The organism is Dapis hubbardiae BLCC-M172 (assembly GCF_050016015.1).
Lineage (GTDB): Bacteria > Cyanobacteriota > Cyanobacteriia > Cyanobacteriales > Microcoleaceae > Trichodesmium.
Genome location: NZ_JBNHEQ010000293.1, coordinates 18,678 through 36,787, shown reverse-complemented (window position 1 = coordinate 36,787; position 18,110 = coordinate 18,678). Strand labels below are relative to the sequence as shown.

The 18,110-nt window shown below is 35.8% G+C and carries 10 protein-coding genes; 7 read left to right on the top strand and 3 right to left on the bottom strand.

What is annotated here, in order from left to right; translation table 11 throughout:
* Positions 1 to 105 precede the first annotated feature (105 nt).
* Positions 106 to 1,554, bottom strand: coding sequence for a glycosyltransferase family protein (locus tag ACP6PK_RS27225; RefSeq protein ID WP_426564360.1), 1,449 nt, complete (start codon positions 1,552 to 1,554; stop codon positions 106 to 108).
* A gap of 232 nt (positions 1,555 to 1,786) precedes the next feature.
* Between ACP6PK_RS27225 and ACP6PK_RS27220 the strand changes: the two genes are divergently transcribed.
* Positions 1,787 to 2,263: an ankyrin repeat domain-containing protein gene (locus ACP6PK_RS27220; RefSeq protein ID WP_094678053.1), complete on the top strand. Its 477-nt coding sequence runs from the start codon at positions 1,787 to 1,789 to the stop codon at positions 2,261 to 2,263.
* Between the two features lie 306 nt (positions 2,264 to 2,569).
* Positions 2,570 to 4,318: a hypothetical protein gene (locus ACP6PK_RS27215; protein ID WP_426564358.1), complete on the top strand. Its 1,749-nt coding sequence runs from the start codon at positions 2,570 to 2,572 to the stop codon at positions 4,316 to 4,318.
* Positions 4,319 to 4,420: 102 nt separating this feature from the next.
* Here the strand turns inward: ACP6PK_RS27215 and ACP6PK_RS27210 are convergent, their stop codons facing one another.
* Entirely contained in the window at positions 4,421 to 4,543 is a 123-nt protein-coding gene (locus ACP6PK_RS27210) for a hypothetical protein (RefSeq protein WP_426564356.1), read from the bottom strand.
* Between the two features lie 53 nt (positions 4,544 to 4,596).
* On the opposite strand from ACP6PK_RS27210, the gene ACP6PK_RS27205 reads away from it, so the two are divergent.
* From ACP6PK_RS27205 to ACP6PK_RS27190, 4 genes are all read left to right on the top strand, one after another.
* On the top strand, positions 4,597 to 6,864 hold the full coding sequence (locus ACP6PK_RS27205; protein ID WP_426564354.1) for a WD40/YVTN/BNR-like repeat-containing protein: 2,268 nt from the start codon (positions 4,597 to 4,599) through the stop codon (positions 6,862 to 6,864).
* Between the two features lie 298 nt (positions 6,865 to 7,162).
* Positions 7,163 to 7,327 carry a hypothetical protein gene (locus tag ACP6PK_RS27200; RefSeq protein WP_426564352.1) on the top strand — a complete coding sequence of 55 codons (165 nt, stop codon included), beginning with the start codon at positions 7,163 to 7,165 and terminating at the stop codon, positions 7,325 to 7,327.
* A gap of 172 nt (positions 7,328 to 7,499) precedes the next feature.
* The gene (locus tag ACP6PK_RS27195) at positions 7,500 to 8,441 is read left to right on the top strand and encodes a glycosyltransferase family 2 protein (protein WP_426564350.1); all 942 of its coding nucleotides are present in this window, start codon (positions 7,500 to 7,502) and stop codon (positions 8,439 to 8,441) included.
* A gap of 362 nt (positions 8,442 to 8,803) precedes the next feature.
* On the top strand, positions 8,804 to 10,636 hold the full coding sequence (locus tag ACP6PK_RS27190; protein WP_426564348.1) for a hypothetical protein: 1,833 nt from the start codon (positions 8,804 to 8,806) through the stop codon (positions 10,634 to 10,636).
* Between the two features lie 707 nt (positions 10,637 to 11,343).
* Here the strand turns inward: ACP6PK_RS27190 and ACP6PK_RS27185 are convergent.
* Positions 11,344 to 11,928 (bottom strand): hypothetical protein, encoded by a 585-nt coding sequence (locus tag ACP6PK_RS27185; protein WP_426564346.1) that lies wholly within the window; start codon positions 11,926 to 11,928, stop codon positions 11,344 to 11,346.
* Between the two features lie 256 nt (positions 11,929 to 12,184).
* Here ACP6PK_RS27185 and ACP6PK_RS27180 point away from each other — a divergent pair, with 256 nt between their 5' ends.
* Complete coding sequence (locus ACP6PK_RS27180; RefSeq protein ID WP_426564344.1) at positions 12,185 to 17,602, top strand: trifunctional serine/threonine-protein kinase/ATP-binding protein/sensor histidine kinase; 5,418 nt, start codon at positions 12,185 to 12,187, stop codon at positions 17,600 to 17,602.
* The last annotated feature ends 508 nt before the right edge of the window (positions 17,603 to 18,110 follow it).

Genomic DNA, 18,110 nt, shown 5'->3' with positions numbered 1-18,110 from the left:
CAGTTATTAGTTAATTATGACACATTGTTTTGACTACGGATTAAAATCCCTCGAGTCGTTTCCATCCACCGCTTAAAAGACGGTGGTTTCCCACTTACCGAAATTTTACGATGATAATACAATTTCTGCCAATTTTTCTGCTGCTCCTGGTTGACCTCGTAAACTGCGGAGGCGATCGCTCATTTTTACCAACTTTTCCGGATGACTCAAAAATTCTAACACTAACTCTGCTACGGTTTCTGGTTTAAGTTTTCCCATTAATTCTGGAACTATTTCCTCTTTTGCCCAAATATTCGGCCAAGCAAACAGTTGCCCTTTACGCACTACTAACCAATTAATTATGGTAGCAAAAGCAGCGCCGACTCCTGGTAAATTTGCCAGTAACCCTGGTAAACCATCCCACGCTCTCATAATATCTAATTGTTGAGTAGGTAATAAAACTATCATCGGTACTGCTAAAGAACCTAGTTCAGCAGTGTTAGCACCAACAGTAGTTAGACAAAGACGACATTGGGAAAGTAGATCGTAAGCAGGAGTGCGGGTTATCAATTCTATTTCTACTCCCTCAGTTGTCACCAATTTAGGATTTTTGATTTCATAGGAGTTACCTGAAGCAACTAATACACTGGGTTTATTCCCCCGATCGTTGTCTTTAAAATGAGTTCTCAATAAACCCGGTTTCTGCGTTAGTGCTGTCTCCAAACCTGCTGCTCCCTCTTCCCTACTTTCTGTTTTCTTTTTATCCAAAGAAGGTATCAATAATTTTGCTCCTACACCACCCATTTTTGCAATTGCTGGATTTTTTTGCGGGTCGGCGAAATTAGCTAAAGTTTCTAACTCAAGAGTTGGAGCAACTGGAATAATAAATCTAGTTTGCGGACGAATTTTGTGGATATGTTGAGCGATCGCCAAAGTTAAAGGTACACCCAAAGACAACTTAGTAGGTTTCGACCCAGGCAATAAACCAATTAACTCTATACTATTATTCTGTTCTGAACCTCCAGAAAAACAACTTCCAACTCCTGACTCCTGTACGGACGTTGCATGCAACGTCCCTACGACTCCTGACTCCTGATTTCTGACTTCATTCATCAAGTCTCCCACTACCGTAAATTTATCAGCATATTTTGGAGGCACCTGAGCAACTACTTCCTGCTTCATCACACCAAATTTATCTATCCAACGCCACCATCTAGCATCCCACTCAGCATAAATAACAGTGCGATAACCCAAACGTTTTCCCACCATAACAGTAAAAAATTGGTCGCCTCCCAAAAATAAAACTACTCCTTGGGGATACCAATGCCAATTTTCTGCCGTCTTACCCATGAGCAAAAACTGCCAAAAATATTCTGCTGGTTGTACCCGATCTACTTCTGGATAAGAACGAGCGATCGCTACTTCTTTTCCGGTAGCATGAGGACAAGGTGAAAGAATAACAGAAATTCTTATATCAATATTTGCCTGTTGCCGTAACTGTTGTACAACAGGTCTTACCCAGGTAATTAATTCTCCCGGACCATTTGAGAGGATAACAATATCAACTTTCTGCATAGGGGTTATTTGAGTTATCAATTAACAGTAGCTTTTACTAAAGTATTAGGTACTAGCAAACTTTTCTTATCTACAACCTATAATATCAAATCCCGAAGAAACAGGGTTTATGGGAGATAGATTTTTATATTGGGGTCTTTAATATAAACCCGGTTTCTATACTTTTTTAGTACAGGATTTGATATAACCTAATATACTAACTAAATGAAACTAAATTATAGGAGAAAATTCAATGACAGAATTAATTAACGCTGCTAAAGTTGGAGATATTTCTCAAGTTGAAACTTTGCTGAGTGGGGGTGCAGATGTCAATGCCAAAGACTCAGAGAATTCGACTCCTTTAATTGCTGCAGTAGAAGCAGGCCATCTAGAGATAGTGAAAAAATTATTGGCTGCTGGTGCGGATGTCAATGGCAATGATAATGATGGTTGGGTCCCTTTGATGGGTGCTGTTGCTAGTGGCAACCAGGACATTTTGCAACTGTTGTTAGATGCTGGTGCTAATGTTGATGCTACTACTAATTTTGGCTTGACTGCTTTGATGACTGCTGCTGGTAGTGGTCATATTAGTGTAGTGCAAACTTTACTAGACAGGGGAGCAGACATTAGGGCGAAAGATAATAATAAATGGACGGCCTTAGTCTGGGCAAATTCGGAAGGTCATAAGGATGTGGTGGAGTTACTGAAGCAGGTGCGCGATAGCAAATGATATTATAGCAATTCCCAAGAAGCGTGAGGTACAAAATTCGTTTGTTTTAGGGAACAGGGAATAAGGAATAGAAAAGAAATTAAAGAGCTTGTGTACCTCATAAGCTTGAGAAAGGCTTTAATTTTTTTCTCAACATACATTCAACAATTAATAATTAACAATTACCTCTTCTTTGGAAAAAGAGGATTGGATGGACATATTTTTTTCTTTTTTATTCCTGTAGAGCGACAGCCTATGGCGCAGCCAAGTAGAGGGTTTAAACCTTAATTTTTCGGTAAAAATAAATAATTTTCAACTAAATAATTTATGCAGCAATTAAACCGCCAACAAATTCCGATTTTCTGTCTGATTTTTTTGCCTGTTTTATTCATGGGAATTTGTATCCTGAAGTATAGCGTAAATTTTCCTTTTTCAGACCAATGGCATCTGGCAATTATGTTTGAGAAAATCTACACTGGTAATCTTTCTTTTAGTGACTTATTTGCCCAGTTCCACGAAAGTAGGAAATTTTTTCCCAGGCTAATTTTTATAGGTTTAGCTTATTTGACAAATTGGGATGTCAGATATGAAATGTTGGTAATATTTTTGTTGACTTGCATTGTTTCTCTGAATATCTATTGGTTAAGTAGGTTAACTGTAAAAGGTGGTTTTGTTACTCAATTTTTTCTCTTAGCAATTTCTAACTTACTAATTTTTTCTCCTGCCCAATATGAAAATTGGCTTTGGGGAATTCAGGTTGTAGTTTATATTCCGATTGCTTGTCTAACTGGCTGTTTAGTTATTGCTCAAAAAAATTTGAGTTTAAGAACAAAGTTTATAATTTGTTTTTGTTTTTGTACGGTTAGCACTTTTTCTTATGCCAATGGAATGTTGACTTGGGTATTAGTGTTTCCAGCGTTAGGAATTTTAGCTTCAGGAAAATGGCAGGAAATTTTCACTAAAAATATTTGGATAATTATTGGTGGTTTATTGGGTTTTGTCGGTAACGTAGTTCTGTATTTTTATGATTACCAAAAACCTGATAAACATCCGAGTTTCTTGTCAGCGATAAGTCATCCAGTTGATACATTTCATTATTTTTTGGTTTTTTTAGGCGCTCCTTTAGGATTTGAAAATTTAACTGTGGCAACAATAGTTGGAGCTTTAGTATTTAGTTCGTGGATCTTTCTCTGTTGGCAACTTTTTCGATTAGTTAAAACAGATTTTTTGTTATTACATCGTCTCATTGTTTGGCTAATAATTGGAATTTATGCAATTATTAGTGGATCTGTAACTGCTGTAGGTAGAGTTGGTTTTGGCGTTGGTCAAGCTTTGGCTCCAAGATATACAGCTTTTTCATTATATTTGATGATATCTTTGATTTATCTACTGGCTATTTTTTTGCAGGTAGCTACTCAAAACAATACTCAGAAAAAGTTAATTAGATATAATTCCTTATTACTTATTAGTGTTTTTTTAGTTTTACATATTAATACTACGATTAATGCTGTAAATAGGATGAGCGATCGCCGAGTTATCTTACTGCAAAGTAAAGCTTGCTTATTGATGATAAATGTTATCCATCAAGATGAATGTTTGGTAATGAAAAGAAGTCCTGAACCTTTAATAGAGACAGCTAATATTTTAGATAAATTAGGTTTTTTACAACCAGGTTTAATCAAAAGTAAAAATATTCAAGATATTGCACAAGAGTCAAAATCAGATTTAGTTTACGGTTATTTTGATACAGTAAATCAAATTGATAATCAGACTTATATTGCTAATGGTTGGGCAATATTACCAGAAAGAGGCGAAGTTGCTGATGGAGTAATTTTGACTTATGAAAATGCCGAGGGAGAAGCAATAATATTTAAGTTAATTAATCAGAGAATGCCGAGACCTAGTGTCAGGGAATATTTTAATAATTCAACTTATTTATATTCCGGTTGGCAAAAGTATTTTTCTGTTCGGGAAATTCCTCAAGGAACAGTTAAACTTAAAGCTTGGGCTTTTGATACTGAGACTGGCAAAGCTTTTTTATTGAACAAAACTCAAGTAATATTTTCGAGCAACTAACAAAGCAAAAGTCCTTATTGATTGAGACAGAATTCAGGAGGCAGGAGTCAATAGTCCAGTAGGGATGCAAATCACCAGTTATACCAATTGGAAAAAAGTGGGCTACATATCCGGAGTAGGGAATAGGGAATTGTAACGAGCAGAATTACCACGCTTCCCTACTTCCGACTTATGCCATTTGCCTGTTAGCATATAAGAGTCTTTGATGAAAATTGTATTATCCATAGTATGTTAAGATAATTTCTTAAAATAACTGTATTTTTGAGCAGATAATTTTTATGAATCAAAGCCTTTCCCGAATCATGCGATTTCTTAGATTAGTATTAGTTGCCTTCCTAATGGCAATACTTGTGAATATGGGTATCTCAGTGGCACATCGTCCACATGATGTTGTCACACACGTTGAAGTCTCACCAAATTATCAACAAGATCAAACAGTATTAATTGTTGTTAGAAATAACCTGTATCGTTCATCTGATGGAGGCGTTTCATGGCAGCGTATTACTCAGGGTTTAGATTATTCTAGTTTGTTGATCCCAGCTCTGGAGTTGAGTCAGCAAAATGATGGTGTGGCATTTCTGGGAACAAGTGGAGATGGAATTTACCGCTCATCAGACAAAGGACTGACTTGGCAAAATACCAGTAAAGGTTTAGATGAACTGGCTATAGACGATATAATTATTTCACCAACTTCATCAAAGATTGTCTTAGCAAGTATATCCGATCGACTCTACTTAACTCAAAATTCTGGGGAGAGTTGGAAACAAGTATTCCAAAGTAAAAGTCCTATTGAAGCTCTAGGTTTTTCTAATGATGGCAAATTAGTGATTGTTGCCAATACAAAAGAACTATTGGTCTCTGGCGACAGCGGAGCAACTTGGCAAGCTAGCGATCGCGCAGCATCTGGCTTACCACTTGATAGTCCAATTGTTGCTATTGAGCCTATGCTAGGTGGACCAGTCGGTTCAATGTGGCTTGGAACTCAAACCCAGGGTATTTTTCAAACCTCTGACCAAGGTAAAACATGGACAAAACAGGCAATTCCAATTGCCAATGAGCTTGTTAAAGATATCAAAATTATTCCAGGTTCCCAAAATGAACCACAACTGTTTGTTTCTACGGCAAATACTGGGTTATTTTACTGGGATGGCCAAGAATGGCAACCCAGAACTCAGGGACTGATAATCGATAGCCAAGCTGAAGAGATGGAGCAACCTAGCTTTACTGAACTGGAGTTCTCTCTAGATGGTAGCGTGACTTTCCTAGCAGGTTTTGATGGTCTCTTCAAGTCTGAAGATCAGGGGCAAAAATGGCAAGACTTAGAAACCATACTTAGGAGTACGGTTGTTGCAATGGCAGCTTCTAATGATTCAACTTTGGCAACTGTAGATTACGTTGGCAACATTAATATCAGTAGCGATGGCGGTCAAACTTGGAAGATTGCTCAAAGAGGTCTCGAAGAACCTTGGTTTACTAGAAAGTGGGAATCACTACCACCCAACTACGATCCTCGTCGCTACTTTGATGTTGCTTTTTCTCCCAACTACGATCAAGATAAAACACTATGGGCATCACTACTCTGGACTAAAGTAGCAACAAGTCAGGATGGGGGTATTTCCTGGTCAATTGCTTCTATGCCGAAGGAAGAACGTGGACTGACAATAGGTGTTTCTCCAGACTTCTCAAATGATAATACTGTTTACATCCTACCTCAAAAGGGTAATATCTATCGGTCTCAAAATGGAGGTAAAGACTTTGAGAAAATTGGTCAGGTTCCAGCTCTTCAAGGCAACACTGGTTCCTCTATTGCCATATCCCCTAATTTTGCTAGCGATCGTACTATCTATGTAACTGGAGAGAAGGGAATCTACAAGAGTACCGATGCTGGAAAAAACTGGGAAGCAATAAGTGAAAATACAGCTTTAGCTGAAGCCGGAAAAATGCAGATAGCTATTTCTCCAGACTTTGCACGGGATCAAACTTTATTTGTTAGTACCAGAGGTCGAGGTCTTTTTGAATCACGGGACGGAGGAAAAACTTGGAACCAGCGGCTCAATATACCTGGATTAGGTACTGACTCGCCTGAGTTAGAAGCTATTGCTATTTCACCAAACTATGAGAACGATAAAACACTTGTGTTAGGTGTGCTAGGTCTTGGGTTATACAAAAGTGAAGATGGAGGGCAATCATTCCAACAAATTGCAGATGCTTCATTACCCATATCAAGAATAAATACTGTGCCTTCATCAGGAAAGCCGATTGTTTTTTCACCAAACTATGTTAATGACAGGACGATCTACAGCTTTGGTTCAGCTAGTTTGGAAATATTCAAGTTAACAACAGATAATGGAAAGACTAAGGAAACTTTAGCTATTCAAAATTCTGAGTCAATGGGAGAAGCAAATTTTCTCAGCAATATTCGGCTAGCTTTATTTGTCTATCAAGGTCTATTGAAAAGGGTTTTAGTCCTGTTAGTCGGCCTCATCGTAGTAGGGATCGTTATTTACATAACATTAAGGAAACTCAATAGCAGAGGTAAAGTATGATATAAATGTTTAGCATTTAAACTGTATATCTTACAGCAGTTTTGGAGTCTTGGAGGTACAAAGTTTTTAGATTTTAGGGAACAGGGAACAGGGAACAGAGATTAATTTTAAACTGTACCTCACCATCTTAAAATATGCTGTAAATTTTGGAGAAAATGAGGAATAATTATATCCCCTCAAAATCCGCACACCACTAATTTTAAAAATATAGTTGGGTTGCTAAACTTGGGCTTCAAACAGTTATCATAAGTAGGGACGTTCCATGGAACGTCCCTACTGTATTGTATGAGGAGGTTTTTTGATAAAAAAACAACCGGATTTATATAATATCATTTTACAGCAGTTTTCATGTTTTTTAGAGTACAGAGATTTGGGTTTAAAGGAAGAAGGCTCATATTATCTAGGAGAGAAGGAAGAAGGAAGAAGTAATGCAAGTCATGAAGTGAAAACCGCTATAATTTGAATGCACATAATATAAGTGGTATTGCAAAGAGGCTCAAAATTATACTGGGAGAATTGTTTAGATATCAACTTTATTGTAGGCATTCTCGGTGACTTGATATAAGTCAAAAACTCATAGACTTGACAACCATAAACTAGATATATATGATTTGTACGAAGCATTAAAAATCACTATGAAAAATATTGATTATTCTATAATTATTCCCATTTTCAATGAATCAGAAATTATCCCTGAACTCTGGCGTAGATTATCAGATGTTTTAGACAAACTTGATGGCAGTAGTGAAGTAATTTTTATCAATGATGGGAGTGTAGATAATTCTTTTGAACTGCTAAAAGAAATAAGTCAGAAAAATCAAGAAGTAAAAATTATTAACTTTTCGAGAAACTTCGGTCATCAATGTGCTTTATCTGCTGGAATAGATCATGCTAATGGTAAAGCAGTTATTCTGATGGATGGAGATTTACAAGATTCTCCTGAAGCAATTATCAGTTTTTCACGATTATGGCAACAGGGATATGATGTGGTTTATGCTATTAGAAAAAATCGTAAAGAAAAATGGTTAAAAAGATTAGCATTTAAAAGCTTTTATTACATCCAAAGAAAGTTGTCAGGAATTGTCACTCCTATGGATGCAGGAATTTTTTCATTAATGGATAGAAAAGTTATTCTAACTTTACGGCAAATGCCAGAACGAAATAAATATTTAAGTGGTTTAAGAGCTTATGCTGGATTTAAACAAATCGGAGTTTATGTAGAACGGGGTCCTCGATATAGAGGTGAGCCTAAAGTGTCAGTTTCTAAGTTATTTAAACTTGCTTTTGATGGGATATTTTCTTTTTCAACAATTCCTCTAAAAATGGCAACTATTCTAGGTTTAGTATCGGCAATTGTATCTTTTATTATTGGCTTAATTGGTCTTTACGTTAAATTTGTTTTAGGGCAAGAATTTCTCTCCTGGGCTTATGGTTTAACTACTACATTTTTTATGGGAGGAGTGCAACTTCTTTCTTTAGGAATTATTGGAGAATATATCGGTCGAATTTACGACGAAGTTCGCCAAAGACCTTACTATATTATTAACGAAAAAATCGGCTTTGAAGAAGAAAATTAATTTGTCAGTATTTCCTAGGGAATCGGTTCAAAAATTTAGAATGTGCGAATGTGCGAATTACCTCTCCTTGAAAAGAAGAGGATTGACGAACAGGAAAATTTTTATTTATTATCCCCTTAAAAGGGGAGGCTTTAAACCACAATATTTCGGTAAAAATAACATTTAGACATTCGCTATTAGCTATATAAATCCGCGCTTATGTTGTAAAATTTTATCCTAGGGGTTTGGTCTCTAAATCCTAATCAACATAATGGGATTTGGAAACCAAACCCCTACACTTTTTCTCACATCTCATTCCTGATTGCTATACATTAGGGAAGTTAAAAATAAACCACAAAATCTCTTTGATATAAATTTCAAAAATGAATTTCGCCCAGATAGTTAAAAGAAAAAATATTAATCATATAGCCAAAAAAATCCTAAACAACAACTTCTCTATTTTACATTCTATAGGATTATGTTTAGTAATACTGCCAGCAGTTTTGATGGGAATATTAATTATTACCTACAGCGTTAATATTCCATATTGGGACCAATGGAATCTCATGCCTCAATTATTTATAAAAATCTCCCAAAATTCTTTGTCATGGCAAGACTTAATTGCTCAACATAATGAAAGTAGAAAATTATTTCCACGCTTAATTTTCCTCGGACTAGGATATTTAACTAATTGGGATGTGAGATATGAAATGCTAGCAATATTTTTGTTAGCTTGTCTAGTTTCCGTTAATATTTATCGCCTCAATAGATTAACCTTAAGATTAAATCTCTTCCCAACTTTACTCCTAGCTTTTTTAGCAAATATTCTGATATTTTCTGCAATTCAATATGATAACTGGTTTTGGGGAATTCAATTAGTAGTTTTCATGCCTATTGTTTGTATTACTACTGCAATTTCAGCTATTTATTCACGCCTCAATATTAGATATAAATTCTTAATTTGTATGATGCTTTGCATCATCAGCACCTTTTCTTATTCTAATGGGATGATAGCTTGGGTAATTGTTTTACCTGTACTAATATTAGTTTCAGCAAAATCAAGGTCAGATTTACTCAAACAAAAATGGTTATTCTTAAGTTGGATAGCAGTTTTTACTACCAATATAATTATCTATTTTTATGATTATCAGAAACCAGAACTTGCCCCTAGCATCATACCAGCTTTTCAAAATCCAGAACAAACTTTACAATTTTTATTAGCCTTTCTTGGTTCTCCCTTGGGTTCTGGTGCTCAAATATCTCCTCTGATTTATTCGACATTTATCGGAGGGGTAGAAATAGGAATATTTTTATGTTTATGTCTTTACCTAATCAAACATATTCAAGACAATTCTCTGTTAGAGAGAATGATTGGTTGGATAATGATTGGTTTCTATGCAATAGTGAGTGCTTTAATAACTTCTGTTGGCAGAGTAGAGTTTGGAGTTGAAAGTGCTTTATCTTCAAAATATACAACTTTTTCTATCTATTTAATTGTTGCTATTATTCACTTATTACCGATAGTATTTAACCAGATTTATAGTCAACGATATCTGCCAAAAACCCAAGTATTACTCCAGAAAATTACTGTAATTATTGCTATTTTGGGATTACTTATTTTAAATTTTCAATCATTTACTTATAGTGTTAAACAAATTCAAGGTATATCTCAATTAAGAATGACAGGAAAAACTTGTTTGTCATTTATTAATCTCATGGAGAATAAGTATTGCGTTGAAGAAAATGTTTTAAGTAGTTATGATTATGTTAAATATTTAGCAAATCAACTGAATAATCTTGGAATGTTAAAACCAGGTTTAGTTATTAGTGATAATATTGAACTAATAGCTGCTAAAAAAGAGAAAGATAAAAGTTATGGTTCCTTAGATGGAATCATACCTTTAAATAATTGGTATTTTGTTAATGGTTGGGCATTTTTACCAGAGCGCAACGAACCTGCTGATGCAATTATTTTAACTTATAAAAATCAAGCAGATGATTGGATTATATTCGATATTTTAATGTCTGCTCAAACTACCAGAGAAAGTTTAGTTCAACTATTTAACAATCCTGCTTATGTGAATGCTGGTTGGGAACAAACAATTGCTGGTAAATTATTACCAAAAGGTAAGTGGAAAATTTCCGCTTGGGCGTTTGATGCTAAAGTAGGTAAAGCTTATAAATTAGATAGAAATCATCTGATTAGCAAAAATTAGCCAGCGATAAAAAATTTTTTGTTCGTAGTAGCGCTTGAGCAATATCTGTAGTTCGGTTTGAGAGCTATACTACAAACTTTAATTGTAACTATTTACAGCGCTTTTCAAATTGATGAACCACATCTTCACAAGCAAAACATTGTAGGGACGTTCCATGGAACGTCCCTACTACTGTGGTTTACCCAAATGAAAACCACTGTAACCCGAATTGAGCATTAGTTGTCTGATATTTTACGACTTTAGGTGGCTAAACTGGAACGGTGCGTTACACTTCGCTAACGCACCCTACTGGACTGTTTCAGCTAAAATAGTGCATTAGGAAGTAGGGGAGTAGCGGAGTAGGGGAGTAGCGGAGTAGCGGAGAAAGATTGTTGTTGGGTTTTTCCGTTGGAAATGCTCCGCAAACGGTTCCATGCTGCGCAATGCTAACGCAAACACCCCAACCTACATCTATTGCAACATTTAAGATGAAACAATCCACTACTGGACTGACACAGCTAAAACTGTGCATTAGGAAGTAGGGGAGTAGGGGAGTAGGGGAGTAGGGGAGTAGGGGAGAAAGATTGTTGTTGGGTTTCGGTTCCTCAACTTGTCTCCCTTGTCTCCCTTGTCTCCCTTGTCTCCCTTGTCTCCCTTGTCTTCCTTGTCTAGACACAACCAAAAAGTAATGCACCATTTAAGATGAAACAGTCTACTACTGGATTCTATTATTGAGCATTAGTTGTCTGATATTTTGACGAGTCTAGATCGCTAAACAGGAAAGAGAACTCATCTATTGTCGATTTCAACTGTTGGGAACCAAAAGTTTTGAGAACGTTATTTTCAATAGTCGAACTATACTCTTCACATTGCCACTGACGACTGTTGAAACTACAGTTATAACCGATGACAAATTTGGCAAATGAATATAAATTTGGTTCTCCTCCGGAATTTTGAGTTTTGGGAGGAAACCTATGAATAAAAGCATCTTGGCGACCATTTTTGTAAACAAAATCAACTCCACTTAAAATCACCCAATCTGCCTGGTTTTGTCCAGTTGGATTTAAACAAGCAACAGCTAGACTATAAAATGTCCGATGCATATTCGAGCCAGTAATCAAAAATTCTACTCCTTCACCATTGCAATTCATTGTTTTCCCTTTTTCCCATTCAATCCTGGTAATTTCTCGCTTTTGCCATGAAGTCCCTGCTAATGCTATTTCAGTGGTTAAATTAATAACTAATCCAGTAATTATAGTTACATAAATCCCCAGTTTTCTAATTGAAAATAATAAATTTTTAGCTAGTTGCATTTTACTCTCCTTGAAGTAATTTTTCGATATGTTCCGCAAACACGCACATTTAGTGCTGACTGCTGATTGCTGACTGGTGACCGCTTTTTAAGATTAAATCCTCTCTCCATATCCTCTATACCCTATACCTTCATCAGCTCTAAAATTATAATATTATTTAAGTAAATATCGTGATATAATTGATAAATTATTCAAATTATAACTTTAAAATTGCTATGAAAATAAAGTTATAAAAAAGCGTTTTGATTAACTGGCCATGAACTTAACTATAACATCCTTAAGCAATTACAAAATCGGCGACTTAATATATGAGAGCGAGGGTACGGTAGTCTATCGCGCAGTGACTAAAGCAGACTCTCAACCAGTAGTAATTAAACTACTCCGAAATGACTATCCTTCCTTTAATGAATTAGTCAAGTTTCGCAACCAATATACTATTGCTAGTAATCTCCACATAGAAGGTATTGTCAAGCCATTAGCTCTAGAGCGTTATCAGAATAGCTATGCTCTAATTATGGAAGATTTTGGCGGTATTTCTTTAGCTCAAAATTATCAAAATTTGTCTCACGATAAAAAAGATATATCCCAATTTTTAGACATAGCTATTCAGATAGCAGAAATTGTCTATCAATTACACCAAAATCGCATTATTCATAAAGATATTAAACCAGCAAATATATTAATTAATCCTCAAACTAAGGAAGTAAAAATTATTGACTTTAGCATTTCTACTCTGTTGCCAAAAGAAACTCAAACTATTCAAAATTACAAAATTTTAGAAGGAACTTTAGCCTATATTTCCCCAGAGCAAACTGGTAGAATGAACCGAGGAATAGACTATCGCAGCGACTTTTATTCGTTAGGTGTAACATTTTTTGAGATGTTAAATGGAGTCTTACCATTTGAAACAAAAGACCCCATGGAATTAGTGCATTGTCATTTAGCTAAAATGCCAGTATTAGGGAGTAGGGAAGGGGAAACACAAATACCCGAAATGCTAATGGAAATTGTAATGAAGTTGATGGCGAAAAACGCCGAAGATAGATATCAAAGTGCTTTGGGTTTAAAATATGATTTGGAAAAATGCCGGCAGGAATGGGAGGAAAAGGGAGAAATAGAGAATTTTGAGTTGGGAGAGCGAGATATAAGCGATCGCTTCCTCATTCCAGAAAAACTCTACGGTAGAGAAGCAGAAGTTGAACAGTTATTAGCAGCATTTGACAGAGTAGCAGCCCCCCCTCAATCATCCCTTGGAAAAGGGGGAGGTTCAGAAATAATATTGGTGGCAGGTTTCTCTGGCATTGGAAAAACAGTGGTTGTAAATGAAGTTCACAAACCTATTGTCAGACGAAGGGGTTATTTCATCAAAGGGAAATTTGACCAGTTTAATCGTAATATTCCCTTTTCTGCATTAGTGCAAGCCCTGCGAGATTTAATGGAGCAAATCTTGAGTGAAAGTGATGCTCAACTACAGGAATGGAAAAGTAAAATCTTGGAGGCAGTGGGAGAAAATGGGCAAGTAATCATTGAAGTAATTCCGAAGTTAGAAAAAATCATAGGTAAGCAACCTGCTGTAGCGGAGTTATCAGGAAGTGCGAGGCAAAATCGTTTTAATTTGCTGTTTGGTAAATTTATTCAGGTATTTGCCACACAAAATCATCCTTTAGTTATATTCATTGATGACTTGCAGTGGGCAGACTCTGCTTCTCTGAATTTGTTGCAACTATTGATGAGTAAAGGAGAAAAGAGTTATTTACTATTCATTGGAGCATATCGGGATAATGAAGTATTTCCCGCTCATCCCTTGATGCTGACTTTAGAAGAAATTGCCAAAGAAGACGGAATAATTAACACTATTACCTTATCCCCTTTATCTCAGAATCACATTAACTTATTGGTATCTGAGACCTTAAGTTGTACTCCAGAAGTTGCTCAACCTTTAACAGAGTTGATATATCAGAAAACCAAAGGCAATCCGTTTTTTACCACTCAGTTTATGCTCGGTTTGCATGGAGAAGGGTTAATTCAATTTAATACGGCAGTGGGGTATTGGGAGTGCGATATTGCTCAAGTTAGGCAAATGACACTTACTGACGATGTAGTGGAATTTATGGCTGGGCGGTTGCAAAAGTTACCAAAAGAAACTCAACAGGTGTTGAAATTAGCTGCTTGTATTGGGAATCAGTTTAATTTGCAAACTTTGGCAGTAGTTTGTGAGCAGTCAGAAGCAGATACAGCAGATAATTTGTGGAAAGCTTTACAATTAGGATTAATTTTGCCACAAACTGAGGTTTATAAATTCTATCTGGGTAGGGAGAGAGAAAAGGAGCATACTAAAGTTAATCAAGATGTACAATATCGTTTTTTACACGATCGAGTTCAACAAGCTGCCTATACATTAATTCCAGAAAATCAAAAGCAATTAACACACTTAAAAATCGGTCAATTGTTATTACAAAAATTATCACCTGATGAAAAATCAGAGCAAATTTTTGCCTTAGTAAATCAGTTAAATCTTGGCAGAGCAGCCATATTTAGCCTAGAAGAAAAACAAAAATTAGCTGATTTGAATTTAGAAGCGGGCAAGAAAGCAAAACTATCCGCAGCTTACCAAGTAGCTGAAAATTATTTTACTATTGGCATTAATTTATTACCCATAACTGCTTGGCAAAATGACTATGAATTAATTTACAGTTTACACCATTATGGCTCAGAGGCAGCATATCTTTGTGGAAATTTTGCTCAAGCTGAACTTCTCTATACCGAGGCACTCAACCATGCTCAAACTGCTTTGGATAAAGCGGTAATTTATCGGATACAAATGACTCAGTATCAACTTCAGGGGAGAAATAGTGAAGCGATCGCCATTCAACGCCAAAGTCTACTTCTACTTGGTTGGGAAATTCCTATAGAGGAAAAAGTGATTCAAGTTAGTCTAGATGAAGAAATTGCCAAAGTTAAGAGATTTATACAGCAGCAGACAGTGGCATCAATTCTTAAGCTTCCCAAAATGAAAGATGAAAACATGGCAGAAATGCTGCGAATTTCACAAATTCTCTTCTACGCTGCATGGCTTGATGGTCAACCAACCCTAGCATTTCTAGCTCTGGCAAAGATGACAACTTTATCTTTAGAAAATGGTAATAGTGATATGTCTCCCTTCGGTTATGTAGGTTATGGTTTAGTTGTAAATGCCATGCTCAAAGATGCTACCACAGCTTATAAATTTGGAGACATGGCTGTGCAACTGTGCGAACAATTTGATAATGCTGATGTGCGGGGGATGACGAATTTTCTGTTTGCTGCAGATGTACATAGCTGGAGTCGCCCAATTCGAGAAGCAGATACTTACTACGAAAATGCTTATAAGTATGGAATGGAAGCAGGAAACTGGCTCACAGTAGGATTTATGATGATGCAAAGTGGCTCAGATCGCCTTACTTATGGTAAAAATTTAAGTGAACTATATACTATTGCCAAAACCCACGCTGATTTTTTGCGTCAGGTTAAAAGCTTAGAAAATTTGGATGCTTTAATTGTGGGAGTTGTGCAACCAATTCGCAATCTTTTGGGTTTAACTAAAACAATTTTCACCTTTGATGACGATGATTTCAGCGAATCTAAGTATTTACAAAAATATAGCAATACTCCTTACCATCTTTCTTGGTTATATTCTGTTAAAATTCGCCATGCTTATTTATTTAATAACCAAGCAGCTTATCCAGATTTAATTACCAAATTAGACATAATTGAAAATACTATTGCTAGCCACGCTAAAGTTCCTTCCAGTGTATTTTATGTAGCATTAATGCACATAACTTTAGCTGAAACTACAAAGGAAGAAAAAGACTATCAATTCCATTTAGAAAAACTTATTTCTCTGGAAGAAAAATTAAATACCTGGCAAAATTATTGTCCTGAAAATATTCTCCATAAATGTCTAATTATACAAGCAGAAAAAGCACGATTAAACGGACAAAAAACCGAAGCAATTGATTTATATGAACAAGCCATAACTACAGCTCAAACTAACCAATATGACTATGAAGAAGCACTAGCTCAAGAACTCCTTGCCAAATTATACCTAGACTGGAGCAAAGAAAAAATTGCCTGTATTTATATGCAAGAAGCCTATTATTGTTATGCCCGTTGGGGTGCAAAAGCCAAAACTGACGACTTAGAAAAACACTATCCTCAACTCCTCAAACCTATTCTCGAAAGGCAAAAACTTGGCTCCCTATCCAGTGCCACTTTCATTAATTTAACTCAAGGAACAATTTCCCAAACAACAATAGGAATAGAACAAATATTAGACTTAGCCACTCTAATGAAAGCATCGCGTACCCTTTCAGAAGATATATCCTTAAACGGAGCGATCGCTAACTTAATGGAAGTAGTCAGAGAAAATGCTGGAGCTGAAACTGCAGTCTTGATGCTTTTTCAAGACCAAAAGTTAATCCTGAAATCTGTGGTTACTGGCCAAGAAATTTTCACTCCTAGGTCTGTAACTGTGGCAACCAGTCATGCAGTACCTTTGAGTGTTGTCAATAAAGTCAAGCGCAACCAAAAGCCTTTAGTTATTGATAACGCTAGTAACAAAAATGCTTATGCAGGAGATACTTATATTCAAAAACACCAACCTAAGTCTGTTTTATGTCTACCCTTAATAGATCGTGGTCACGCGATCGGCATTCTCTACCTAGAAAACAATAAACTAGCAGGAGCATTTACAAAGGAGCGAGTAGAAGTATTAAGTTTACTTTGCTCCCAAGCTGCAATTTCCCTAGAAAACGCCAGATTATATCAAGAATCTCAGAATTATGCCCAAACATTAGAAGAAACACAACTACAACTTGTTCAAAGTGAAAAAATGGCCTCTATTGGTCAGTTAGTTTCCGGTATTGCTCACGAAATTAATAATCCTATTGGATTTATTTCTGGGAACTTAGATTATGCCACTGAATCTATTCAAGATTTAATGGATTTGTTACAACTTTATGAACAAGAATTTGAACATAAAAGTCAAAAAATTCAACAGAAAATAGAAGAGATAGAACTAGATTATTTGAAAGAAGATTTGCCAGAATCAATCCAGTCTATGAAAGAAGGAACAAAGCGGATTATTGAAATTAGTAAATCAATGAGAATTTTCTCCCGTGCTGATACAATAGCGAAAGTTCCATTTAACATCCATGATGGTCTAGATAGCACCTTATTAATTCTCAAGCACCGACTAAAAGCTAACAAGAAACGCCCAGAAATAAAAGTAGTAAAAAACTATGGATATTTACTAGAAATAAACTGTTATCCCGGACAACTAAATCAAGTGTTTATAAATTTAATTTCTAATGCTATTGATGCTTTAGACGAAAGTAATTCCGGGAAAACTTTTACCGATATTAAGGCAGCACCGAATCAGATTACTATTACTACAGAAATTGACTCAGAAAAACAACAGGCAATTATCAAAATAGGAGATAATGGTATGGGTATCAGTGAGGAATTTAAAGACAAAATATTCGGTCATTTATTTACCACAAAAGCAGTAGGAAAAGGAACAGGTTTAGGTTTATCAATTTCTCGAAAAATAATAGAAGAAAAACATGGAGGTAAAATTATTTGTAATTCAGAATTAGGAACAGGAACTGAGTTTGTAATTAGTTTGCCTCTTTAAGGTAAGCATTCAGCTATCAGCTACAATACACAACCACCTAAAAATAGTAGTCAGTAGTAAATAACTCTCAGTTGCTATTAATGTCAGAACATATCAAAAAGCCTAAAATTCAGACGGGATCAGATTGTTTCTTCTTGTCTTCTGCTAAGTTCATAGGAGAGAAGGCTTAAAAGCACAAAAAAACCTAAATTTCCCATAGATATTGACAGTTAGGTTGACACGCTCCGATACCAGCGGACATGATATGACTCCTGACTCCTACCCCTACTAAAAGAGTTTATTCAGCAAACCCTAATTACCGAATAATTAAGGTTTAAAGCCTCTCATGATCAAGGAGAAACAAGAAAATATTTCCTTTTATTCAATCCTATCCGTTTTTAGGGAGAGGTAATTATCAATTATCAATTATCCATTATCCATTATTGAAACATCCTAGTAAACTTCCTCTTCGCTGTTCCTTTTCTCCGCTAGGAAATTTATTTTGTATCACTACTTATATAGCACGGAA